The organism is Cellulosimicrobium sp. Marseille-Q8652 (assembly GCF_965112045.1).
Map to the genome: position 1 here is coordinate 310,363 of NZ_CBCOPS010000001.1, position 21,594 is coordinate 331,956.

General features: G+C 74.5%; 21 protein-coding genes, 1 pseudogene and 1 riboswitch. Of the genes and pseudogenes, 11 read left to right on the forward strand and 11 right to left on the reverse strand.

Annotated elements, in window-relative coordinates; all coding sequences use genetic code 11:
* Window positions 1–22: 22 nt before the first annotated feature.
* Window positions 23–111, reverse strand: a riboswitch (ZMP/ZTP riboswitch).
* 4 nt (window positions 112–115) lie between these two features.
* A complete protein-coding gene (locus tag ACWPWV_RS01325; protein ID WP_454041202.1) occupies window positions 116–1,456 on the reverse strand; it encodes an MFS transporter in 1,341 nt (446 codons plus the stop codon).
* Between the two features lie 118 nt (window positions 1,457–1,574).
* Between ACWPWV_RS01325 and ACWPWV_RS01330 the strand changes: the two genes are divergently transcribed.
* Complete coding sequence (locus ACWPWV_RS01330; protein ID WP_454041203.1) at window positions 1,575–2,180, forward strand: ArsR/SmtB family transcription factor; 606 nt, start codon at window positions 1,575–1,577, stop codon at window positions 2,178–2,180.
* 55 nt (window positions 2,181–2,235) lie between these two features.
* Here the strand turns inward: ACWPWV_RS01330 and ACWPWV_RS01335 are convergent.
* Window positions 2,236–2,391: pseudogene (locus ACWPWV_RS01335) on the reverse strand (VOC family protein); the annotation flags it as partial.
* Between the two features lie 128 nt (window positions 2,392–2,519).
* The gene (purN, locus tag ACWPWV_RS01340; RefSeq protein ID WP_454041204.1) at window positions 2,520–3,191 is read right to left on the reverse strand and encodes a phosphoribosylglycinamide formyltransferase; all 672 of its coding nucleotides are present in this window, start codon (window positions 3,189–3,191) and stop codon (window positions 2,520–2,522) included.
* A 98-nt stretch (window positions 3,192–3,289) separates the two neighbouring features.
* Here purN and ACWPWV_RS01345 point away from each other — a divergent pair, with 98 nt between their 5' ends.
* Window positions 3,290–3,856, forward strand: coding sequence for a hypothetical protein (locus ACWPWV_RS01345; RefSeq protein ID WP_454041205.1), 567 nt, complete (start codon window positions 3,290–3,292; stop codon window positions 3,854–3,856).
* A gap of 48 nt (window positions 3,857–3,904) precedes the next feature.
* Here the strand turns inward: ACWPWV_RS01345 and ACWPWV_RS01350 are convergent, their stop codons facing one another.
* From ACWPWV_RS01350 to sucC, 3 genes are all read right to left on the reverse strand, one after another.
* Entirely contained in the window at window positions 3,905–5,176 is a 1,272-nt protein-coding gene (locus ACWPWV_RS01350; protein ID WP_454041206.1) for a cell division protein PerM, read from the reverse strand.
* A 181-nt stretch (window positions 5,177–5,357) separates the two neighbouring features.
* Entirely contained in the window at window positions 5,358–6,236 is an 879-nt protein-coding gene (gene sucD, locus ACWPWV_RS01355) for a succinate--CoA ligase subunit alpha (RefSeq protein WP_435738850.1), read from the reverse strand.
* 39 nt (window positions 6,237–6,275) lie between these two features.
* A complete protein-coding gene (gene sucC, locus ACWPWV_RS01360; RefSeq protein WP_454041207.1) occupies window positions 6,276–7,469 on the reverse strand; it encodes an ADP-forming succinate--CoA ligase subunit beta in 1,194 nt (397 codons plus the stop codon).
* 244 nt (window positions 7,470–7,713) lie between these two features.
* On the opposite strand from sucC, the gene ACWPWV_RS01365 reads away from it, so the two are divergent.
* Together ACWPWV_RS01365 and ACWPWV_RS01370 are read left to right on the forward strand one after the other, a co-directional pair.
* On the forward strand, window positions 7,714–7,932 hold the full coding sequence (locus tag ACWPWV_RS01365) for a helix-turn-helix domain-containing protein (RefSeq protein WP_454041208.1): 219 nt from the start codon (window positions 7,714–7,716) through the stop codon (window positions 7,930–7,932).
* Window positions 7,932–8,498: a Clp protease N-terminal domain-containing protein gene (locus tag ACWPWV_RS01370; RefSeq protein WP_454041209.1), complete on the forward strand. Its 567-nt coding sequence runs from the start codon at window positions 7,932–7,934 to the stop codon at window positions 8,496–8,498. Before ACWPWV_RS01365 ends, ACWPWV_RS01370 begins: the two co-directional genes overlap by 1 nt.
* 21 nt (window positions 8,499–8,519) lie before the next feature.
* Here ACWPWV_RS01370 and ACWPWV_RS01375 read toward each other — a convergent pair whose 3' ends face one another.
* Window positions 8,520–11,270, reverse strand: coding sequence for a UvrD-helicase domain-containing protein (locus ACWPWV_RS01375; RefSeq protein WP_454041210.1), 2,751 nt, complete (start codon window positions 11,268–11,270; stop codon window positions 8,520–8,522).
* A 111-nt stretch (window positions 11,271–11,381) separates the two neighbouring features.
* Here ACWPWV_RS01375 and ACWPWV_RS01380 point away from each other — a divergent pair, with 111 nt between their 5' ends.
* A complete protein-coding gene (locus ACWPWV_RS01380; protein ID WP_454041211.1) occupies window positions 11,382–11,756 on the forward strand; it encodes a VOC family protein in 375 nt (124 codons plus the stop codon).
* A gap of 23 nt (window positions 11,757–11,779) precedes the next feature.
* Here the strand turns inward: ACWPWV_RS01380 and ACWPWV_RS01385 are convergent, their stop codons facing one another.
* The 4 genes from ACWPWV_RS01385 to ACWPWV_RS01400 form a co-directional block, all read right to left on the reverse strand.
* Window positions 11,780–12,262 carry a DUF456 domain-containing protein gene (locus ACWPWV_RS01385; protein ID WP_454041212.1) on the reverse strand — a complete coding sequence of 161 codons (483 nt, stop codon included), beginning with the start codon at window positions 12,260–12,262 and terminating at the stop codon, window positions 11,780–11,782.
* A 99-nt stretch (window positions 12,263–12,361) separates the two neighbouring features.
* Window positions 12,362–13,159 (reverse strand): alpha/beta fold hydrolase, encoded by a 798-nt coding sequence (locus ACWPWV_RS01390; RefSeq protein ID WP_454041213.1) that lies wholly within the window; start codon window positions 13,157–13,159, stop codon window positions 12,362–12,364.
* Window positions 13,156–13,716, reverse strand: a complete 561-nt coding sequence (locus ACWPWV_RS01395) for a PadR family transcriptional regulator (protein WP_454041214.1) — start codon at window positions 13,714–13,716, stop codon at window positions 13,156–13,158. Before ACWPWV_RS01395 ends, ACWPWV_RS01390 begins: the two co-directional genes overlap by 4 nt.
* 102 nt (window positions 13,717–13,818) lie before the next feature.
* Window positions 13,819–14,184, reverse strand: coding sequence for a hypothetical protein (locus ACWPWV_RS01400; protein WP_454041215.1), 366 nt, complete (start codon window positions 14,182–14,184; stop codon window positions 13,819–13,821).
* Between the two features lie 141 nt (window positions 14,185–14,325).
* Between ACWPWV_RS01400 and ACWPWV_RS01405 the strand changes: the two genes are divergently transcribed.
* The 6 genes from ACWPWV_RS01405 to ACWPWV_RS01430 all read left to right on the forward strand — a co-directional run bounded on the left by ACWPWV_RS01405 (window position 14,326) and on the right by ACWPWV_RS01430 (window position 21,588).
* Window positions 14,326–15,306, forward strand: a complete 981-nt coding sequence (locus tag ACWPWV_RS01405; RefSeq protein WP_454041216.1) for a glycosyltransferase family 2 protein — start codon at window positions 14,326–14,328, stop codon at window positions 15,304–15,306.
* 128 nt (window positions 15,307–15,434) lie between these two features.
* Entirely contained in the window at window positions 15,435–16,247 is an 813-nt protein-coding gene (locus ACWPWV_RS01410) for a glycosyltransferase family 2 protein (protein WP_454041217.1), read from the forward strand.
* Between the two features lie 292 nt (window positions 16,248–16,539).
* Entirely contained in the window at window positions 16,540–18,291 is a 1,752-nt protein-coding gene (locus ACWPWV_RS01415; protein WP_454041218.1) for a nitrite/sulfite reductase, read from the forward strand.
* Window positions 18,292–18,485: 194 nt separating this feature from the next.
* Window positions 18,486–19,202 carry a phosphoadenylyl-sulfate reductase gene (locus ACWPWV_RS01420; RefSeq protein WP_454042784.1) on the forward strand — a complete coding sequence of 239 codons (717 nt, stop codon included), beginning with the start codon at window positions 18,486–18,488 and terminating at the stop codon, window positions 19,200–19,202.
* 8 nt (window positions 19,203–19,210) lie between these two features.
* Complete coding sequence (gene cysD, locus ACWPWV_RS01425; protein WP_454041219.1) at window positions 19,211–20,188, forward strand: sulfate adenylyltransferase subunit CysD; 978 nt, start codon at window positions 19,211–19,213, stop codon at window positions 20,186–20,188.
* Entirely contained in the window at window positions 20,188–21,588 is a 1,401-nt protein-coding gene (locus tag ACWPWV_RS01430; RefSeq protein ID WP_454041220.1) for a sulfate adenylyltransferase subunit 1, read from the forward strand. Before cysD ends, ACWPWV_RS01430 begins: the two co-directional genes overlap by 1 nt.
* Window positions 21,589–21,594: the final 6 nt, after the last annotated feature.

The window sequence follows — 21,594 nt, forward strand, 5'->3', positions numbered from 1 at the left end:
GGACCGGTGCCGAGTGGCAGAACCCAGGCGCCCAGGCGGTCGACGCACCAGCAGGTAGATCCGGCCGCTCCCCGGTGGTCGTTCCCACCCTCGCCAGTCGCGGCCGCCGCCGAGTCTACCGGGGCCCCGCCTGGGCGAGCGCGCGTGCGTCGTCGGCCCACGTGTCGGGCGTGCCCACCCTCCACAGCGGGCGTGAGGTGCTCAGCACGACGACCGTCACGACGAGGAGGCCGGCGAGCACCGCGAGCGCCGTCCCGATCCCGTACCGCGCGAGCAGCCCGCTCCCGACGAGCGGGACGAGGGGGCCTGCGGCGAGGCCGGTGAGGCCCAGGACGGACGAGAGCCGGCCTTGCATCTGGGCCGGCGTGACCGCCGCGGCGTAGCCGGACAGGCCGGCGTTCACCGCGGGGACGAGCAGGACGGCGGGCGGGAGCACGACGAGATAGGCGCCGTACGACTGGAGCACGGCCATCGCCACGGCACCGGCCGCGAGCACGCCGAGCGCGACGACGACGAGCACTCCCGCACGGAACCGCGCCACGAGGCGCGGCGCCAGCACGGCGCCGACGAGGACCCCGAGCCCGACGGCGAGGTCGACCACACCGATGAGGACCGGCGTCGTGCCCGTGCGCACGAGCTCGAGGTTGATGCCGACCATGAGGCCGCCGAACGCGACGTTGACGACGACGAACAGGCCGATCAGCGCGCGGAAGAGCGGGACGGACCAGACGAAGCGCAGACCCTCGCGCAGCGCCGCCACGGGACGGGTCGCGCGCGCCTCCGCGACGTCACCGTTGAGCGGCTCGCGCACGAGCCACGTGCACACGGCCGTGGCGAGGTGCCCCACGGCCGCCGCGGCGAGCGGGACGGCGTGCGACACCGCGTACAGCACGCCTCCGAGCGGGCCGGCCAGGAGGCTCGCCGCGGCGTCCCTCCCCTGCGCCGCGGCGAGCGCGGTGGGCAGCTGGGGCACGGGGACGACCGAGCGGAACGCACCGCTCGTGGCCGGGTCGACGAGCGCCCCGACCACGGACGCCCCGAAGAGGACCGCGGCGAGGTGCCAGGCGGTGAGGGCCCCGAGCCCGGCCGCGACGGCCACCGTGGTCCACAGCAGCGTCCCCGCTCCTGCCGCCGCGACCACGAGCCGGCGGCGGTCGACCCGGTCGGCGACCACGCCGGCCGGGAGGGTCGCGAGCAGCGCGCCGACCTGTCCGACGGCGGCGACCGCGCCCGCCTGGACCACCGACCCCGTGAGCCCGTACGCGACGAGCGGCACCGCGAAGAGCGCGACCCCGGCACCGAGCGACTCGGCGGTGAGACCGGACATGAGGAGCAGGTACGAGCGGTTGCGCAGGAGCCGCGCCGGGGCGGGTGCGGCGGGGACGTCCGGGCCGCCGGAGAGAGGGGTCGGCAGGGGCGGCGTCTCCCGGAGACCCGGTTCGTGGCTCGTCGTCATGGACAGGAGACTAGTTGTGCAACCGCTATTGCGCAATAGCCGTTGCGCACCTGATCCTGCGCAGCGGGCGTTGCGCACCGGCGGTTGCTCGGCACGCCGACGTTGCTAGCCTCGTCGTGTGCTCGACACCTTCCGCGTCCAGGACCCCGCGGCGCTGCGCGCGATCGCGCACCCGCTCCGCCAGCGGATCCTCATCGAGCTCGCCGCCCTCGGGCACGCGCGGGCCGCCGACCTCGCGCGCGCGACGGGCGAGCCCGCGAACGCCGTGAGCTTCCACCTGCGCGTGCTCGCGAAGGCCGGGATGATCGCCGAGGCGCCGGAGCACGCGCGCGACCGTCGGGACCGCGTCTGGACCAACGTCGCCAAGAGCTACGCGGTCGAGCCGGGCACGCCCGCGGCGATGCGCGCCGTCGTGGTCCCCGCGCTCCGGTGGGCCGAGGAGACGTTCCTGCGCGGCAGCGAGGCCGCCACCTCCCGCGACGACCGCATCCTCGCGCTGAGCACCTTCGTGCTCGACGCCGAGCAGGCGGCCGCGATGGTCACCGAGCTCCAGGACGTGCTCGAGCGCTGGTCGGAACGCTCCCTCGAGGCGGCACGCTCCGCGCCGCACACCCGGCGCGAGACGTACCAGCTGCTCGCGATCCTCGCCCCCCAGTCGCCGCACGAGGGCGGCACGGTCACCGAGGGCGAGGACCCGCCGTCTTCCGCGAGCTCCTCGGCCTGACGTCCGGGGAGTCGTCCGCGCGCGCCCGGCGACCCTCGGGGTCCTCGTCCGCGCGTCAGCCGCCGCCGAGGACGCAGGACTCGTTGCCCTCCGGGTCGGCGAGGCACCTCCACGGCACGTCGCCCTGGCCGATGTCGGCGGGCGTCGCCCCGAGGTCCTGCAGCCGCGCGACCAGCTCGGCCTGGTGGGCCGCAGAGGAGGTGGCCAGGTCGAGGTGGGTGCGGTGGGGCCCTCGCTCGACACGCCCAGCCGAGGGCGTCCGCCCAGAACCGGCCGACCGCGGAGTCGTCCCGCGCCTTGCCGTTCACCTGGACGGGTCACGGCGCCGTGCGCGCGACCCTACGTCAGGCGGTCCCCGGCCGACGGACCCCGGCCGAGCACGGCACGCCGCCCCTCGACCCGCAGGCCGTCCCGGGCGACGCGGCCCACGGTCTCCACGAGCAGGGCGCGCTCGGCGACCTTGATGCGCTCGTGCAGGCTCGTCTCGTCGTCGTCGTCCTCCACCGGCACGGCGACCTGGGCGATGATCGGGCCGGTGTCGACGCCGTCGTCCACGACGTGCACCGTGCAGCCCGTGACCTTGACGCCGTGGGCGAGCGCGTCGCGCACGCCGTGCGCGCCGGGGAACGACGGCAGCAGGGCCGGGTGCGTGTTGAGCGTGCGGCCCGCGAAGCGCCCGACGAACGCGGGGCCGAGGATGCGCATGAAGCCGGCGAGGACGACGAGGTCGGGGCGGAACACGTCGACCGCCTGCGCGACGCCCGCGTCCCACGCCGCGCGGTCCGGGAAGTCGGCCGGCTGGACCACGACGGCCGCGACCCCGGCGTCGCGGGCGAGGTCGAGGGCTCCCGCGGCGGGCTTGTCCGAGACGACGCCGACGACGCGCGCCCCGTAGGCGGGGTCCTCGTGGGCCGCGAGCATCGCCGCGAGGTTGCTTCCCGCCCCCGAGACGAGGACGACGACGCGCGCCGCGGACGAGGACTCGACGAGGTGGCCGGACGGCGTCTGCACTGTGCTCCCTGGTTCGACGGCGGGCGCGAGGGGTCCGCGACCCGCCCGCCCGATGGGAGAGAATGTACCCCGAGCCCGCCCGCAACCGAGGAGTCGCCTTGGGCAACCCGTACGCACCGCCCCGCCCGGACGCCCCGTCGCGCCCCGGACCCGGCGACGCGCCCCCGTCGGCCCCCGGATCGGGACCGTCGCGGCCCGGCCACGAGGCCCCGCCGCCACCACCGGCACCGGGACCGACGCCCCCACCCCGGCCGACACCCGAGCCGGAACCCGTCGACCCCGAGACCGCGCGTCTCGCCACCCGACGCGTCCTGCACTTCGGGCTCCTCCTCCTGCTCGTCATCGTCCTGAGCACGCTGCCGTTCCCCTGGCAGATGGCGAGCCTCGCGGTCGCCGTCGCGGCCGTCGTCGGCGGCGTGCGAGCCCTCGTCGCCGCGTGGCGGGCCCGCGTGCGGGGTGCGCTCGTGCCCGCGCTGGCGATCGGCGTCGGCCTCGCGGTCCTGCTGACGTTCCAGCTCCTCGCGGTCCTCGTGACGTGGGACGTGGCCATGGAGCACCAGCGGTGCCTCGACGGGGCGATCACGGTCGCGGCCGAGGAGCGGTGCGAGACGGCCCGGCTCCAGGGGATCCAGAGCCAGGTGAACGGGTTCCTCCCGCAGCCCTGACGCTGCCGGCCCCGACTCGCGTCCGCCGCGCGTGCGCGGGCCGCGGGATCAGGCGCCGAGCACCGCGTCGTCGGCGTCCTCGTCCCGCGCCCCGTGACGGCGCCCGAGCGGGTCGAGGCGCGCCCACACCAGCGCGAGCGCGGCGCCCCCGCCGATCTCCGCCGCGGCGAGCAGGCCCACCAGGAGGCCGTCCGTCCCGACGACGGCGAACCGCCCCGGCCCGACCGCGCCGCTGCCGAGCCAGGCAGCGACGCCGAGCAGCAGGCCGGCCGACGCCGCGACGCCGGCGACCACGAGGGCGACGTCCGCCCAGCGGGCCTCGCCGTCCCTGAGGTCCGCGACGTACGGCAGGCGGCGCGCCACGAACACGCCGACCACGACCCCGAGCGCGACGACCACCGCGGGCAGCCACGCCGTCAGCGCGTTGGTCCAGTCGTCCCCGGGCAGCGCGCCGAGCAGCGGGATCGCCGGGAGCGCGCCCGGCTCCGAGCCGGACGCGGCGAAGGTGCTCCCCTCCCCCACGGCGAACCCCGGCCCGACGAGCCACGCGGCCGCCCACAGCACGAGGTTCGGGAGCACCGTCAGCTGCGCCACGGCCAGGACGACGCCCCCGACCGGTCCCGGGGCGAGCCCCGTGACGATGTCGCCCGACGTCGCCCGGCCCGCGACCACCCAGGCGCCGACGACGAGCGCCGCGGCACCGACGAGGAGGCTCACGCCGAGGAGCCCGCCGCGCAGCCCCAGGCGGGCGGTCGGCGGCACCCACGCGTCGACCCGGTGCGCGAGGTCTCCGACGAACGGGGCGTCGGACCGCGCGAGCATCCCCGCGCCCAGTCCGGCACCCCCGACGAGCGCGCCTCCGACGAGCGCGACCGGCAGCCCCCACACCGGGGTCGTCCCCGCGAGCAGCGCGACGCCGAGGGCCAGGACCCCGTAGGTCACCGTGCCCGCGACCCACGCGGACAGCGTCGTGTGCGCGGACCGCCGGGCCGACGCGAAGCAGCAGAACAGGGCGAGCGCGGTGATCCCCAGCGGGACGAGGGTGATCGTCGCGCCGCTCGCGACGAGCGGCACGCCGTGCCCGAGCAGCCACAGGCCGGCGGCGACGGTCACGGACTGGCCCCAGTTGTCCGAGGGCGTCCCCGTGGACGCGGCGACGAACGCGGCGAGCCCGGGGAGGACGACCACGAGGAGCGACAGGACGACGGCCTGGAGCGCCGCGACGACGCCGGAGGCCGCGCGCCGCGGAGAGACCGGCACGGGCGGCGGAGCACCCTCCACGGTGCGCGGGCGGGTCCCGGTCGTGCTGGTGGTGCTCATGGTCCTCATCGTCGTCGATCGGGCGCGTGCAGCGGGTGAACCTCCCCGGCGCGCCAGCGTACCCGCCGCGCGCGACCGGGACGGCCGCTGCCGCGCCTGGGCACCGGGGACGACGACGCCCCGCGTCCGCCGAGGCGGAGCGGGGCGTCGTGGACCGCCGGGACGCAGGGCGTCCCGAGGGTCAGGAGAGGATCTCGCGCATGAGCGCGGCGGTCTCGGACGGCGTCTTGCCGACCTTGACGCCGGCGGCCTCGAGGGCCTCCTTCTTCGCCTGCGCGGTGCCGGACGAGCCGGACACGATGGCGCCCGCGTGGCCCATCGTCTTGCCCTCGGGGGCCGTGAAGCCCGCGACGTAGCCGACGACCGGCTTCGTGACGTTCTCCTGGATGAAGGCCGCGGCACGCTCCTCGGCGTCGCCGCCGATCTCGCCGATCATGACGATGGCCTCGGTCTCCGGGTCCGCCTCGAACGCGGCGAGCGCGTCGATGTGCGTGGTCCCGATGATCGGGTCCCCACCGATGCCGATGGCCGTCGAGAACCCGAAGTCCCGCAGCTCGTACATCATCTGGTAGGTCAGCGTGCCCGACTTCGACACGAGGCCGATCTTGCCCGGGCCCGTGATGTTCGCCGGGATGATGCCGACGTTCGACTTCCCGGGGCTGATGATGCCGGGGCAGTTCGGGCCGATGAGACGCACGCCGGCCTGCTGCGCGAGCGTGAAGAACTCGGCGGAGTCCGCGACCGGCACGCCCTCGGTGATGATCACCGTGAGCGGCATACGTGCGTCGATCGCCTCGACGACGGCGGCCTTGGTGAAGGCCGGCGGGACGAAGATGACCGACACGTCCGCGCCGGTCTGCTTCATCGCCTCCGCGACGGAGCCGAACACCGGGACGGTCACGTCACCGGGGAACTCGACGCTCTGGCCCGCCTTGCGCGGGTTCACGCCGCCGACGACGTTCGTGCCCGACGCGAGCATGCGCGTCGTGTGCTTCATGCCCTCCGAGCCGGTCATGCCCTGGACGATGACCTTGGAGTCCTCGTTGATGAAGATTGCCATGTCTGTGTCTGTTCTCTTCTCGGGGTCGTCTCGGGCGGCTCAGGCGGCGTTCGCGGCGTCGTTCGCGGCGGCGGCCGCGGCGTCCGCGCCGCCGTCCATCGTCTCGGCCAACGTCACGAGCGGGTGGTTCGCGTCCGCGAGGATGCGACGACCCTCCTCGACGTTGTTGCCGTCGAGGCGGACGACGAGCGGCTTGTTCGCCTCGTCGCCGAGGATGGCGAGCGCCTGGACGATGCCGTTGGCGACCTCGTCGCACGCCGTGATGCCACCGAAGACGTTGACGAACACGCTCTTGACCTGCGGGTCGTTGAGGATGACGTCGAGGCCCGCGGCCATGACGGCCGCGGACGCGCCGCCGCCGATGTCGAGGAAGTTGGCCGGCTTCACGCCGCCGTGCGCCTCGCCGGCGTACGCGACGACGTCGAGCGTGCTCATGACGAGCCCGGCGCCGTTGCCGATGATGCCGACCTCGCCGTCGAGCTTGACGTAGTTGAGGTCGTTCTCCTTGGCCTTGGCCTCGAGCGGGTCCGCCGCGGCCTTGTCCTCGAGCGCGGCGTGGTCCGCGTGGCGGAAGCCCGCGTTCTCGTCGAGCGTGACCTTGCCGTCGAGCGCGACGACCTGGCCGTCCTCCGTCCGGACGAGCGGGTTGACCTCGACGAGGGTCGCGTCCTCGGCCCGGTAGACCGTCCACAGCTTCTGGATCGTGTCGGCCACGGCGTCCTTGACGTCCGCGGCGAAGCCCGCCGCCTCGACGATCTCCGCGGCCTTCGCCGCGTCGATGCCGACGGTCGGGTCGACGGCGACGCGCGCGAGCGCCTCGGGACGCTCGACCGCGAGCTGCTCGATCTCCATGCCGCCCTCGACGCTCGCCATCGCGAGGTAGGAGCGGTTCGCCCGGTCGAGCAGCACGGAGAAGTAGTACTCCTCCGCGATACGGGCCCCCGCGGCGATCATCACGCGGTGGACCGTGTGGCCCTTGATGTCCATGCCGAGGATCTCGGACGCCTTCTCGGCCGCCTCCTCGGGCGAGCGGGCGAGCTTGACGCCACCCGCCTTGCCACGACCGCCGGTCTTCACCTGGGCCTTGACGACGACCACGCCATCGGGCCTGCCGCCGATCAGGGCCTCCGCGCCCGCCCGGGCCTCGTCCGGCGTCGTCGCGACGACACCGCCCAGCACGGGCACGCCGTGCTTCTCGAAGATGTCACGCGCCTGGTATTCGAACAGGTCCACCCTGCTGCGTCCTTCCGTCTGATGCGCCGTGTGCGGCATGACCGATGTCTCGACATCAAGACATCCCTGTACAGGGTAGCCCTCACGGGCGGCGCGTCCTATCCGCGCGGCAGGAGGCCCCGCGACCAGCGCTGTTCCGTTCGTCACGCGGCCCGAGCCGCCGGGTCCACCGGGCCGAGGAGGCACCGACGACGTCCGTCAACATGGGTTGACGCGGCGGACACGTCAACCTAGATTGACACGCATGGATCCCGTCGACATGGACGCCGCCAGCAGCACGGACCCGGACGTGGGGCTCCGCGCGGTGCGCTCGCTGCGCACCCTCGCGGACCGCCTCGAGGCCCTGCAGGTCGAGAACGCCCGCGCGCTCGGCTGGTCGTGGCAGGACGTCGCGGACCGGCTCGGTGTGAGCCGGCAGGCGGTCCACAAGAAGTACGGCTCGACCCGCAACCGGAGGTCATGATGTTCGAACGCTTCACGTCCGACGCCCGCGCGACCGTGGTGACGGCGCAGGAGGTCGCCCGACGGCGCGGCGCCGCCTCGATCGACACGGTGCACCTGCTCCTCGCGCTCGCCGCCCAGGACGGCATCGCGACGCGCGCGCTCACCGCGGTCGGCGTCACCGCCGTCGACCTGGAACGCCTCGCCGCCGCGACGGAGCCCGACCACGACCTCGACGCCGACGCGCTCGCCGCGGTCGGGATCGACCTCGACGCCGTCCGCGCCCGCACCGACGCCGCCTTCGGCCCGGGCGCCCTCGACCGCGCGGGCCGCAGGGGGCGGCGCGGGCACGTCCCGTTCACGAAGGAGGCGAAGAAGACCCTGGAGCTCTCGCTGCGGGAGGCCGTCCACGAGGGCTCCCGCTCCATCGACTCCGGCCACGTGCTGCTCGCCCTCCTGCGGGTCGACGGCACGACGGCGCACCGCACCCTCTCCGCGGCCCTCGCCGCGACGGGCTCGGACCAGGCCGCGCTGCGGGCGGAGCTGGAGCGCGGGCGCGCCGGCGAGAGCGGCCGCGCCGCGTCCTGAGCCCCGGTGCGGCGGTCCCGTCTAGAGCTTCGTCACCGGGGAGTAGCGCAGCAGCAGCCGCTTCGTCCCGTCCGCCCCGAAGTCGATCTTCGCCACGGCGTTGGGCCCGGCGCCCTCGAGCGCCACGACCGTCCCGAGCCCGTAGGCGTCGTGCGTCACCTTGTCGCCGAGCGACAGGTTCGGGATGTCGGTGTCCTGCCGCGGCGTCGCCGACCCGAACGTCGCACCCCCGGAGCCGGACCCCGCGGATCCGGAGGACCGCCCCGGCGACCCGAACGACGAGCGCGCCGAGGGGGTCGATGCCGGATCGTGGCGGGCCTGGCGGGAGGAGCCCGAGGAACGAGGGCTCCGGATGGTAGATCCGGCATCGACCCCCTCGGCGCGCGTGCCCGACCCGGACCACGAGCCGCGGTATCCGCCACCCGAGCCGCGGCCCCACACGGATCCGCCGGCACGCAGCGTGGCCATCGACGACTCACGCCGCCGCCAGTCCCACAGCTCCTCCGGGATCTCCTCGAGGAAGCGGCTCGGCGGGAACTCGTTCGCCATGCCCCACGCGGACCGGACCGCCGAGCGCGAGACGTAGAGCCGCTCGCGCGCACGGGTGATCCCGACGTAGGCGAGCCGGCGCTCCTCGGACAGCTCGGCGTCGTCGTGCAGGGACCGCATGTGCGGGAACGTCCCGTCCTCCATGCCGGTGAGGAACACGACGGGGAACTCGAGGCCCTTGGCGGTGTGCAGGGTCATGAGCGTGACGACGCCGGGGTCGACCTTCTCCTCGGCCGCGCCGTCCTCCTCGTCGCCGTCCGGGACGTCGTCGGCGGGGATCTGGTCGGCGTCGGCGACGAGCGACACGCGCTCGAGGAAGTCGGACAGCGTGCCCTCGGGCTCGAGCTCGGTGAACTCGGTCGCGACGGCGTGCAGCTCGGCGAGGTTCTCGACGCGCGTCGCGTCCTGCGGGTCGTCGCTCGCGCGCAGCTCGGCGAGGTAGCCCGTCCGGTCGAGCACGGCGCCGAGCACGTCGGCCGGCGTCGCGCCGGAGTCCGCGAGCTCACGCAGGCCGGCCATGAGCTCGACGAAGCCGCGCAGCGGGTTGAGCGTGCGGTTGGTCAGGCCGGGGATCTCGTCGATGCGGTCGAGCGCGGCGCCGAAGGAGATGCGCTCGCGCTCCGCGAGCGCCGCGACGGCGCCCTCGGCCCGGTCGCCGAGCCCGCGCTTGGGGGTGTTGAGCACGCGGCGCAGGTTGACGTCGTCGTCGAGGTTGTCGATGGCCCGGAGGTACGCGACGGCGTCCTTGACCTCGCGCCGCTCGTAGAAGCGCGTGCCGCCGACGACCTTGTACGGCAGGCCGACGCGGATGAGCACCTCCTCGAGCGCGCGCGACTGGGCGTTGGTGCGGTAGAACACCGCGACGTCGCCGGGTCGTACGCCGTCGGTGTCGCCGAGGCGGTCGATCTCCTCGGCGACGAACCGCGCCTCCTCGTGCTCGTTGTCGGCGACGTAGCCGATGACCTTCGCGCCCGCGCCGGAGTCCGTCCACAGCCGCTTGGGCTTGCGGTCGGGGTTGCGCGAGATGACGGCGTTCGCGGCCGAGAGGATGTTCTGGGTCGAGCGGTAGTTCTGCTCGAGCAGGATCGTGCGCGCGTCCGGGTAGTCGGCCTCGAACTCGAGGATGTTGCGGATCGTGGCGCCGCGGAACGCGTAGATGGACTGGTCGGCGTCTCCGACGACCGTGAGTTCGGCCGGGTCGAGCGCCGGCACCTGGGCCTCGCCCGTGCCGCTCGTCGCGGGGTCGGTCGCGGCGGAGTCCTCGCCGACGCCCGCGAGCTCGCGCACGAGCACGTACTGCGCGTGGTTGGTGTCCTGGTACTCGTCGACGAGGACGTGCCGGAACCGGCGCCGGTAGTGCTCGGCGACGGCGGGGAACGCCTGGAGCAGGTTGACCGTGGTCATGATGATGTCGTCGAAGTCCAGCGCGCTCGCCGCCTGCAGGCGCGCCTGGTAGCGGGTGTAGACGTCGGCGAGGACCTGGTCGAACTCGGGCACCTGCGCGCCCCGCGCCCCGGGGTGGCGCGCGAGCCCGTCCTCGGTCGCCCGTGCACCGGAGTCGCGGGCGTACGTCTCGGGGTCGACGAGCTCGTTCTTCAGGTCGGAGATCTTGTTCGCGAGCGACCGCGCCGGGTACTTCTTCGGGTCGAGGTCGAGCTCGCGCGTGACGAGCGTGATGAGCCGCTGGGAGTCGGCGGCGTCGTAGATGGAGAAGCTCGACCGCAGCCCGAGCGTCTTCGCCTCGCGCCGCAGGATCCGCGTGCACGCGGAGTGGAACGTCGAGACCCACATGCTGCGCGCGGCGGGTCCGACGAGGTGCTCGACGCGCTCGCGCATCTCCGCGGCTGCCTTGTTCGTGAACGTGATCGCGAGGATCTGGCCCGACCGGGCCCGGCCGGTCGCCAGGAGGTGCGCGATGCGGTGCGTGAGCACGCGGGTCTTGCCCGACCCGGCGCCGGCGACGATGAGCAGCGGCCCGCCGGCGTGGACGACGGCCTCGCGCTGCTGGGGGTTGAGCCCGTCGAGCAGCGCGTCGGGGTCGATGTGGGCGTAGCGCCCGCGGCGTGCGGGCTCGCCCTGCGGGCTCTCGGAGGGCGCCGCGGGGTCGTCGGTCCAGCGCGGAGCGGTCGCGGGCAGGCGGGCCTCGCCGCCGTGGTCGACGCGAGGGCCGTCGAACAGCGTGTCGAGGCCGGGCAGCGGGAGGTTCTCGAAGAGCGAAGCCATAGCCCTCCCAGCCTAGGCGCCCGGACCCACACCTCGGCACCGACGAGTTCTCGCGGCGCGGCCGGTCGTACCGTCACAGGCCGCGCGCAGGGCGTGGCGGACGGAGGAGACATGACCACCCACCTCGTCGGCGTGCACACCGTCGCGATCCCCGTCGCCGACCAGGACCGCGCGCTCGCCTTCTACACCGCCACGCTCGGCTGCGAGGTCCGCACGGACGGCGAGCTGCAGGAGGGCTTCCGCTGGATCGAGGTCGCCCCGCCCGGCGCGACGACGTCCCTCGCGCTCGTGCGTGCCGACGACGCCCACGTGGGCGTGGACACCGGGATCCGGCTGCTCACGAGCGACGCGGCGGCGGACCACCAGGCGCTCGCCGCGGCGGGCGTGGACGTCGACGAGCTGCTCCTCTGGGAGGACGCCCCGCCGATGTTCTCGCTGCGCGACGTCGACGGGAACATGCTCTACCTCATGGAGCCCGGCGGCTGACGGACGGGCCCCGTCACCACAGGTCAGACGACGAACGCGCCGACGAGCCACGTCGCGGCGGCGAGCAGTCCGCCGAGGAGCTGGACGAGGATCGTGATCCCCGTGGCCTGCATGGCCGCGACGGTCGCGCGCCACGCCGCGCGGCGATCGCGGCGGCGCACGAGCTCCGCGACGAAGACGGCGAGCACGAACCCGATGAACAGCCCGACGACGGGGATGACGAAGAAGCCGACGACCCCCGCGATCCCGCCCCACACGAGGGTCGACCACGGCACCTCGGCACGCCGCATGTGCCGGCCCGCGAGGACGTACTGCGCCACCTCCGCGGCGACGACGAAGACCGCGGCCAGCGCGAAGCACACCCACGCCGCCGGCCCTCCCGTGACGATCGCCCAGACGAGGACCGCGCCGAGCACCAGGACGTTGCCGGGCAGCACCTGCACGACGATGCCGATCAGCCCGACCAGGATCGCCAGCCCGACGAGGACCTCTCCACCCACGCTCACGGGCGCAACTCTCGCACGGGACCGCGAGCCGTGGCGATCTGCCCTCGGACGGGCCGGTTCAGCCGCCGGACCCCACGTCCCGCCGGCGACGGCGGGAGTTCACGCACCCGGGGCGAGCGGCACGAGCGCGGGGTGCGCGACGCCGTCGACCACCCAGTCTCGGATCATCGCGCTGAACAGCTCCGGGTCCTCCGCGCTCCACTGGTGGTGCATCCCGGGTGCGAGCCGGACGACCGCGCCGGGCACGCGGCGCTCGATCGTCCGCAGCGCGCTGCGGGCCGCACGCACGTCCCGGGTCCCGGCGACGGCGAGGACGGGGGTCCCGGACGTCTCGAGGCCGGCCGGCCACGACCCGGGGTACGTCTCGTCGACGATGCGCGCCATGGTCGAGCGGCGGATCGCCATGCCGGTGCGCACGAACACCTCGTGCGCGTCGCGGGGCAGGCCGAAGGCGTACGCCTGGCCCCGCCAGTACCAGCGCCGGTCCCACACCCGCAGCTGGGCGCGCCCCAACGCGCCGGGGAGCCCGTGGACGCCGTCGACCACGGCACCGGAGGCGAGCACCGACGCCGCGAGGTCCGGGTGCCGGGCGGCGAACCGCAGCGCGACGATCCCCCCGAACGACAGGCCGACGACGTGCACCTCCCGCTCGGCTGCGACGGGGGCGAGCCACGCCGCGAGGTCGTCGGCTGTGGCGTCGAGCGACACCCAGTCCTCTCCGGCGCGCGACCCGAAGCCGGGGAGGTCGGGCGTCCAGACGTCGAGGTCGTCGAGGTGCTCGACCTGCGGCTCCCACATCCACGACGCGACGTTCCCGCCGTGGAGCAGGACGACGGACGCCCGCTGCGCTCCGGGCCGCCTCGCCGGGTGGTGCACGACGGAGTCCGGCGCGCTCACCGCAGCACCTCCCGCTCCGTCTCGTCGAGCCAGGCGAGCTCGGTGCGGGCGTGGGCGAGGCCGCTGCGCAGCGTCGCGAGGCGCAGGGCGAGCCCGCGGTCCTCGACCGTCGACCGGTCGCCGGCGCCACGACCCGCGAGAGCGGCCGCCACCCGCTCGGACTCCGCGGTGAGCGCGGCGAGCTGCGCCTCGGCCTGCGCGCGACGGCCGGACAGGAGCGCCGCGACGCCGTCGTCGTCGAGCTGGTCGGCGAAGAAGAGGCGGCCGAGGAACGGGTCGCGCGAGTCCTCCGCCTCGAGCGGGGACGCGAGCCAGTCCCGCAGCGCCGCGCGCCCGGCCGGGGTGATCCGGTGGACCTTCCGGTCGGGGTAGCTCTCCTGCGGCACGACCTCCACCTCGGCGAGACCCGCGTCCACGAGGCCCGCGAGCGTCCGGTAGAGCTGCGACCGGTCGGCTGCCCAGAAGTGGTTGACGGACGAGTCGAACGCTCGCTTGAGGTCGTAGCCGGTCATCGGGGCGACCGTGAGCAGCCCGAGCACGAGATATCGGAGGACCATGCGACTAGTCGACCATGCACCTATGGTGAGGTCAAGCGTCCCGGGACGACGACGGCGCCCGGCGACGGAGGTCCGTCACCGGGCGCCGTCAGACGCCGTCGGTCAGTTCCAGAACACCGCGACGAGGATGTTGACGAGGGTGAGCCCGCCGATGGCGTGCTTGAGGCCGGGGGCGACGGCGCCGTCGGCCGACCGGTCGCCCTGGCGCTTGGCGACGAACGCGAGGACGGCGATCACGAGGGCGACGACGAGCTTGACGCCGATCTTGGCCATGTCCGGCCCACCCTCACCCCAGACCGAGGCCTCCCCGATCCCCACCATGGCGATGCCCGCGACGAGCGCGGTCAGGGCGCCGTGGAAGACGCCCTTGTAGAGCCCCGGCGAGCGGAGCGAGGCGAGGTAGCCACCGAGGACGATGGCCCAGCCGACGAAGTGCAGCGCGACGAAGACGTTGTAGAGGAACTCCATGGCTGCACCCTATTTGCTGACACTCGTGTCGTAAAACCTCGCGGTCGTGAGATCGGTCGCACGCCGCTCGTCGACAGCCGTCGCGACGCCCGATGCGGGTGGCCGCTTGCGAGCGGGTCAGCCCGCTCCTAGAACGAACGGATGGAGCACTCGACGGATCGCGCCCCGGACGCCACCACGACGACCTCGGCCCGCACTGCCGTCGACACCCCGGCACCCGACCCGCGCACCGCGGTGGTCGTCATCACGCACGAGCGCCGCGACGAGCTGCTCCGGACGCTGCGCCTGCTCGAACGCCTCCCCGAGCAGCCGCACGTCGTCGTGGTCGACAACGCGTCGACCGACGGCACCGCCGACGCCGTCGCCGCCGAGCACCCGGGCGTCGAGCTCGTCCGGGCTTCCACGAACCTCGGAGCGGTCGGCCGCAACGTCGGGGTCGACCGCGTCGCGTCCCGGGGGACGGCCCGGTACGTCGCGTTCTGCGACGACGACACCTGGTGGGACCCGGGCTCCCTGCGCGCCGCGGCGGACGCGCTCGACGCGAACTCGCGGCTCGCCGTCGTCACCGCGCGGATCGTCGTCGAGCCGGGCGGCACCGAGGACCCCGTGGTCGCCGAGCTGCGCGACTCCCCCGTGCGCGCGAGGTTCCCGCTGCCGGGCCCGGCGCTGGGCAGCTTCCTCGCCGGCGCGTCCGTCCTGCGGGTCGACGCGTTCCGGGCCGTCGGCGGCTTCTCGCCGCGGCTGTGGCTCGGCGGCGAGGAGGAGCTCCTCGCCGCGGACCTCGCCGCCGACGGGTGGGAGCTGTGCTACCTCGAGGACCTCACGGTCCACCACGCGGCGTCGGCGGCGCGAGACCGCTCGCGCCGCGCGCGCGACGGCGTGCGCAACACGCTGTGGTTCACGTGGCTGCGGCGCAGCGGCCCGGCCGTCGCACGCCGGTCCTGGGCCGTGCTCCGCGGCCTGCCGCTCACCCGGGAGGCGTGGCTCGGCGTGCTCGACGCCGTCCGCGGCCTGCCGTGGGTGCTGCGCGACCGCCGGCCCCTGCCCGCCGAGGTCGAGGCCCGGTTCCGCGCCCTCGAGGCCTCGCAGCGCTCGTCGTCCGCGCGCCGGTACGGCCGATGACAGCGGAGGGCACGCGCGCCGCGGACGACGTCGCCGCACCCGCCGGACCTCCCGTCCCGGCCGTCGCGGCCCCGCGTCCGACGCCCGCACCTCCCGTCGTCGAGGACGACCGCGTGACGGTCGTCGTCATGAGCAGGAACCGACGGGACGACCTGCTCGCGTCGCTCCCGCGCCACCGCGCCCGGGTCGTGTACGTGGACAACGGGTCCGACGACGGCAGCCCGGACGCCGCGGCGCGCACCCGTCCCGACGCCGACGTCGTGCGGCTGCGCCGCAACGTCGGGTCGCTCGCGCGCACCGTGGGCGTCGAACGGGCGACCACGCCGTTCGTCGCGTTCGCCGACGACGACTCGTGGTGGGCACCGGGCGCCCTGCGCCGGGCCGCGGACGTGCTCGCGGAGCACCCCTCGGTCGCGGTGGCCGTGGCACGGGTGCTCGTCGGCCCGGAGGAGGACGAGGACCCGATCGTCCCGGAGCTGCGCGCGTCGCCGCTCGACGCGACGGGCCTGCCGGGCCCGCGCCTCCTCGGGTTCATGGCCTGCGCGGCGCTCGTGCGCCGGGAGGCCGTGCTCGCCGTCGGCGGGTTCGACGACGCCGTCCGGTTCCCCGGCGAGGAGGAGCCGCTCGTGCTGCGCCTCGCCGCCCACGGCCACGCGGCAGTCTTCTGCGAGGACGTCGTGGTGCACCACCACCCCTCCACGTCCCGCCACGCACCACGGCACCGTGCCGCCGCGGTCGCGCGCTCCGCCGTCGCGACGGCGCTCCTCCTGCGTCCGTGGCGGGTCGTCGCCGCGCGGGCGCGCGTCGCGTGGCGGACCGGCGGGCCCCGCGCCCTCCCGAGCGCACGGCAGGCGTGGTCGGCGCTCCGACGGCGCCAGGGGCTGCCCGCGTCGGTCGAGCGCGACGTCGCGCTGCTCGAGGGCCCACGACGCGACGGATGAGACGTCGGTCCGGCATGCGGACGGCGTCTTCCGACCTCCGAGACCGGCGTGTACGGTTCTGCGCATGACCACGGCAGCCCGCACCCTCCTCGTGACCCCGCGTCACGGGATGCCGGCGTGCGCGCTCACGTGTCTCAGCTGTTGTCGCTGAACCGCGCCCCGACTCAGCGCGAGCCCCGGCTCGCCCCCTCCTGAGAACCGGCGCGCGCCGTCGGTCCTCAGCCACTCGCACCCTCGCTGAGCGTCCCTCGTCGCGCGTCCCCGCCCCCCGACGAGGACACGAGGAACACCGATGACGCAGGCCACGACTGCGCCCGGCACCACCGGAGACGCGACGGCCCGCCCCGAGCGGCCGGCCCGCGCCGCGGGAGAGCGCCCGGCGCGCGCCGCCCGACCGAACGGGCAGTGGAAGGTGGACGGCACCCAGCCGCTCAACGCCAACGAGACGTGGAAGCAGGAGGACGGCGGACTGTCCGTCCGCGAGCGCATCGAGACGGTCTACGCGCGCGACGGCTTCGACTCCATCCCCGGCGACGACCTGCACGGCCGCTTCCGCTGGTGGGGCCTGTACACGCAGCGCAAGCCCGGGATCGACGGCGGCAAGACCGCGACGCTCGAGCCGCACGAGCTCGAGGACAGGTACTTCATGCTCCGCGTGCGCATCGACGGCGGGGCGCTCACCACCGAGCAGCTGCGCGTGATCGCGGACATCTCGAAGGACTTCGGGCGCGACTCCGCCGACATCACGGACCGGCAGAACATCCAGCTCCACTGGGTCCAGGTGGAGGACGTCCCCGAGATCTGGCGCCGCCTGGAGTCCGTCGGCCTGCAGACCACGGAGGCGTGCGGCGACGTCCCGCGCGTCGTCCTCGGCAGCCCGGTCGCGGGCATCGCCGCCGACGAGCTCGTCGACATCGGCCCGGCGGTCGCGGGCATCACCGAGAAGTACATCGGCGTCCCCGAGCTCGCGAACCTCCCGCGCAAGTTCAAGACCGCGCTCACGGGTCACCCGAGCCAGGACGTCGTGCACGAGATCAACGACGTCGCGTTCGTCGCGCACCGCCACCCCGAGCTCGGCGTCGGGTTCGACGTGTGGGTCGGCGGCGGGCTGTCGGCCAACCCGCGCCTCGGCGAGCGGCTCGGCGCGTTCTGCACGGAGGAGCAGGTGCCCGACGTGTGGCACGGCGTCGTGCAGATCTTCCGCGACTACGGCTACCGGCGGCTGCGCAACAAGGCGCGCCTGAAGTTCCTGCTCGCCGACTGGGGACCGGAGAAGTTCCGCGAGGTGCTCGAGACCGAGTACCTCGGGTACCGCCTCCCGGACGGCCCTCCCGCGCCGAAGCCCCCGGTCCCCGGCGACCACGTGGGCGTGCACAAGCAGAAGGACGGGCTCAACTACGTCGGCGCCGCCCCGTACGTCGGGCGCGTGTCGGGCACGATCCTCGCGAACGTCGCCGACCTGGCCGAGTCCGTCGGCTCGCACCGCGTGCGCCTCACGCCGCACCAGAAGCTCCTCGTGCTGGACGTCCCGGACGAGAGCGTCGAGCACGTCGTGAGCACGCTCAAGGCCAACGGCCTCGACGCCAACCCGAGCCCGTTCCGCCGCAGCACCATCGCGTGCACCGGGATCGAGTACTGCAAGCTCGCGATCGTCGACACCAAGGACACGGCCACCGCGACGATCGACGAGCTCGAGAAGCGGCTCGGTGACCTGTCGGCGATGAAGCCGCTCTCCCTGCACGTCAACGGGTGCCCCAACTCGTGCGCGCGCATCCAGACGGCGGACATCGGCCTCAAGGGCCAGCTGGTCATGGACGACGACGGCGAGCAGGTCCCCGGCTTCCAGGTGCACCTGGGCGGTGGGCTGGCCTCGGACGACCGCGAGACCGCCGGCATGGGCCGCACGGTGCGCGGGCTCAAGGTCACGGCGACGGACCTGCCCGACTACGTCGAGCGCGTCGTGCGCCGCTACGAGTCCGACAAGGACGGGACCGAGACCTTCGCCGAGTGGGCGCACCGGGCCGACGAGGAGGCGCTGCAGTGAGCACCGCGACGAGCAGACCAGCGGGCGGGCAGGAGAGCGGGCAGACGTCGGCCGGCCCCGCGCCGTCGGGCACGGACCCGTTGGCCGCGCTGCGCGCGGCCGCCCGGGCCAAGGCGGAGCAGCGCGAGGCGTCGAAGGCGGCGCACCACGCGGAGCGGGTCGAGCACGGCCGCGAGAAGCGCTCGCTCGACGAGCTGCGCGAGATCGCTCGGCGCGGGGCGGCCGAGCTGCACGGTGCAGGCACTCCCGGGTACGAGGGCGGCGCGGACCGTCCCGAGGCGACGGCCGAGCAGGTCGTCGCCTGGGCCGCCCGCGAGTTCGGCACGTCCGTCGCGGTCGCGTGCTCGATGGCCGACGCGGTGCTCCCCCACGTCGTCGCCGCGCAGGTCCCGTGGGTCGACGTCCTGTTCCTCGACACGGGCTACCACTTCGCCGAGACCGTCGGGACGCGCGACGCCGTCGAGCAGCAGATGGAGGTGACGATCGTCGACGTGACCCCCGAGCTCACCGTCGCGGAGCAGGACGCCGCGCACGGCAAGGACCTGTTCGGGCGCGACCCGGCCCTGTGCTGCCAGATGCGCAAGGTCGAGCCGCTGCACCGCACGCTCGCGGGGTACGAGGTGTGGGTGACCGGGGTGCGCCGCGACGAGGCGCCGACCCGCACGGGCACGCCGCTCGTCACGTTCGACGAGAAGAACGGGCTCGTGAAGATCAACCCGCTCGCGGCCTGGTCGTTCGACGACCTGCTCGCCTACGCCGCGCGGCACCAGGTGATCCTCAACCCCCTGCTGAACGACGGCTACCCCTCGATCGGCTGCCTGCCGTGCACCCGGCGCGTCGCGCCGGGCGAGGACCCGAGGGCCGGCCGCTGGGCGGGGCTCGACAAGACAGAGTGCGGACTCCACGTATGAGGACGGGCATGACGACCATCGACCTGACGACCGACCCGACCGGTGTCGACACCGGGCTCCCCGGCGCCGCGCTGCCCGGGGCCCGCCGGCTCTCCCAGCTCGACGCGCTCGAGAGCGAGGGCATCCACATCGTCCGCGAGGTGGTGGCCGAGTTCGAGCGACCCGTGCTGCTGTTCAGCGGCGGCAAGGACTCCGTGGTGATGCTGCACCTCGCGGTCAAGGCCTTCGCGCCCGGCCCGGTGCCGTTCCCCGTGCTCCACGTCGACACGGGCCACAACTTCCCCGAGGTGCTGGAGTACCGCGACGCGACGGCCGAGCGCCTGCGCCTGCGGCTCGAGGTCGCGAGCGTGCAGGACTACCTCGACGACGGTCGCCTGCGCGAGCGCGCCGACGGCACGCGCAACCCGCTCCAGACGCAGCCGCTGCTCGACGCGATCACCGGCCACCGGTTCGACGCCGTGTTCGGCGGCGGCCGGCGCGACGAGGAGAAGGCGCGCGCGAAGGAGCGCGTCTTCTCGCTGCGCGACGAGTTCGGCCAGTGGGACCCGCGCAACCAGCGGCCCGAGCTCTGGAACCTGTACAACGGCCGGCACCGCCCGGGCGAGCACGTGCGCGTGTTCCCCCTGTCGAACTGGACCGAGCTCGACGTGTGGCGCTACATCGCCCGCGAGCGGATCGAGCTGCCGGAGCTCTACTACGCGCACGACCGCGAGGTGTTCGACCGCGACGGCATGCTGCTCGCCGTCGGGCCGTACTCGCAGCCGCGCACCGACGCCGAGGCCGCGTCCGTGCGCACCGAGACCGTGCGATACCGCACGGTGGGCGACATGTCCTGCACGGGCGCCGTGCGCTCCGACGCGACGGGTGTCGAGGACGTCATCACCGAGGTGGCTGCCACGCGCATCACCGAGCGCGGCGCGACCCGTGCCGACGACCGTCTCTCCGAGGCCGCCATGGAGGACCGCAAGAAGGAGGGGTACTTCTGATGGGCACGCCCACCACGCACGCGACCACGGGGACCGCGCCGGTCGCGCTGGACGACGACCGCCGCGGCACGCTGCTGCGCCTCGCGACCGCGGGCTCCGTCGACGACGGCAAGTCCACGCTCGTCGGGCGCCTGCTGTTCGACTCCAAGTCCGTCCTGGCCGACCAGCTCGAGTCCGTCGAGCGCGTGTCGCGCGACCGCGGCCTCGAGACGGCCGACCTCGCGCTGCTCACCGACGGCCTGCGGGCCGAGCGCGAGCAGGGCATCACCATCGACGTCGCGTACCGGTACTTCGCGACCGCGCGCCGCTCGTTCATCCTCGCCGACTGCCCCGGGCACGTGCAGTACACGCGCAACACGGTGACGGGCGCGTCGACGGCCGACGTCGTCGTGCTGCTCATCGACGCGCGCAAGGGGCTGCTCGAGCAGACGCGCCGCCACCTCGCGGTGACGAGCCTGCTGCGCGTGCCGCACGTCGTCGTCGCGGTGAACAAGATCGACCTCGTCGACTACTCGCGCGAGCGCTACGACGAGCTCGCGGCGGACATCCGCACCGCCGCGGCGTCCCTCGGCGTGGCCGACGTGCACACCGTCCCCGTCTCCGCGCTCGTCGGCGACAACGTCGTGGACCACGGCAGCCCGAACACCCCCTGGTACGACGGCCCGAGCCTGCTGGAGCTGCTCGAGGGCCTCCCGACGGGCGACGACCCCGACACGGAGGCGTTCCGGTTCCCCGTGCAGGTGGTCATCCGCCCGCAGACGGGGCTGGCGGCGGCCGAGGACGCCGACCGGTACCGCGACTACCGCGGCTACGCGGGGCAGGTCGCGTCCGGCGTCGTGCGGGTCGGCGACGAGGTCGTCGTGCTGCCGTCGGGCCGTCGCACGACGGTCGCGGGGATCGACACCGCGGACTCGCTCGCGAGCGGCGAGACGCTCGACGAGGCCTTCGCGCCGCAGTCCGTGACGATCCGCCTGACCGACGACGTCGACGTCGCGCGCGGCGACCTGATCGCCGCTGCGGCCGACGCGCCCGACGTCACGCAGGACGTCGAGGGCACGGTCGCGTGGCTGGCCGACCGTCCGCTCCTGCCGGGGTCGCGCGTGCTGCTCAAGCACACGACCCGCACGGTGCAGGCCGTGGTGCGCGACGTCGTCGGCCGGCTCGACCTCGACTCCGCCGAGCTCGAGCCCGCCGAGCGGCTCGAGCTCAACGACATCGGCCGCGTGACCCTGCGCCTCGCGGCGCCGGTCGCGGCCGAGGAGTACGTGGTCGCGCGCCGCACGGGCGCGTTCCTCCTGGTCGACGCCCAGGACGGCGGCACGCTCGCCGCCGGCATGGTCGGCGACGCTCTCGCGGCGGCCCGCCGGCCTGCCGAGCGCCCCGGCGCGTACACGATCTGAGGACAC

Bases quoted from the DNA above. Each gene is read 5' to 3' on its own strand.
- ACWPWV_RS01350 (WP_454041206.1), bottom strand. From the start codon at position 5,176: ATGAGCACCACCAGCACGACCGGGACCCGCCCGCGCACCGTGGAGGGT.
- ACWPWV_RS01400 (WP_454041215.1), bottom strand. From the start codon at position 14,184: ATGGAGTTCCTCTACAACGTCTTCGTCGCGCTGCACTTCGTCGGCTGG.
- ACWPWV_RS01365 (WP_454041208.1), top strand. From the start codon at position 7,714: ATGGATCCCGTCGACATGGACGCCGCCAGCAGCACGGACCCGGACGTG.
- ACWPWV_RS01430 (WP_454041220.1), top strand. From the start codon at position 20,188: ATGGGCACGCCCACCACGCACGCGACCACGGGGACCGCGCCGGTCGCG.
- ACWPWV_RS01415 (WP_454041218.1), top strand. From the start codon at position 16,540: ATGACGCAGGCCACGACTGCGCCCGGCACCACCGGAGACGCGACGGCC.
- ACWPWV_RS01410 (WP_454041217.1), top strand. From the start codon at position 15,435: ATGAGCAGGAACCGACGGGACGACCTGCTCGCGTCGCTCCCGCGCCAC.
- ACWPWV_RS01375 (WP_454041210.1), bottom strand. From the start codon at position 11,270: ATGGCTTCGCTCTTCGAGAACCTCCCGCTGCCCGGCCTCGACACGCTG.
- ACWPWV_RS01325 (WP_454041202.1), bottom strand. From the start codon at position 1,456: ATGACGACGAGCCACGAACCGGGTCTCCGGGAGACGCCGCCCCTGCCG.
- ACWPWV_RS01380 (WP_454041211.1), top strand. From the start codon at position 11,382: ATGACCACCCACCTCGTCGGCGTGCACACCGTCGCGATCCCCGTCGCC.
- sucD (WP_435738850.1), bottom strand. From the start codon at position 6,236: ATGGCAATCTTCATCAACGAGGACTCCAAGGTCATCGTCCAGGGCATG.
- ACWPWV_RS01370 (WP_454041209.1), top strand. From the start codon at position 7,932: ATGTTCGAACGCTTCACGTCCGACGCCCGCGCGACCGTGGTGACGGCG.
- ACWPWV_RS01405 (WP_454041216.1), top strand. From the start codon at position 14,326: ATGGAGCACTCGACGGATCGCGCCCCGGACGCCACCACGACGACCTCG.
- ACWPWV_RS01395 (WP_454041214.1), bottom strand. From the start codon at position 13,716: ATGGTCCTCCGATATCTCGTGCTCGGGCTGCTCACGGTCGCCCCGATG.
- cysD (WP_454041219.1), top strand. From the start codon at position 19,211: ATGACGACCATCGACCTGACGACCGACCCGACCGGTGTCGACACCGGG.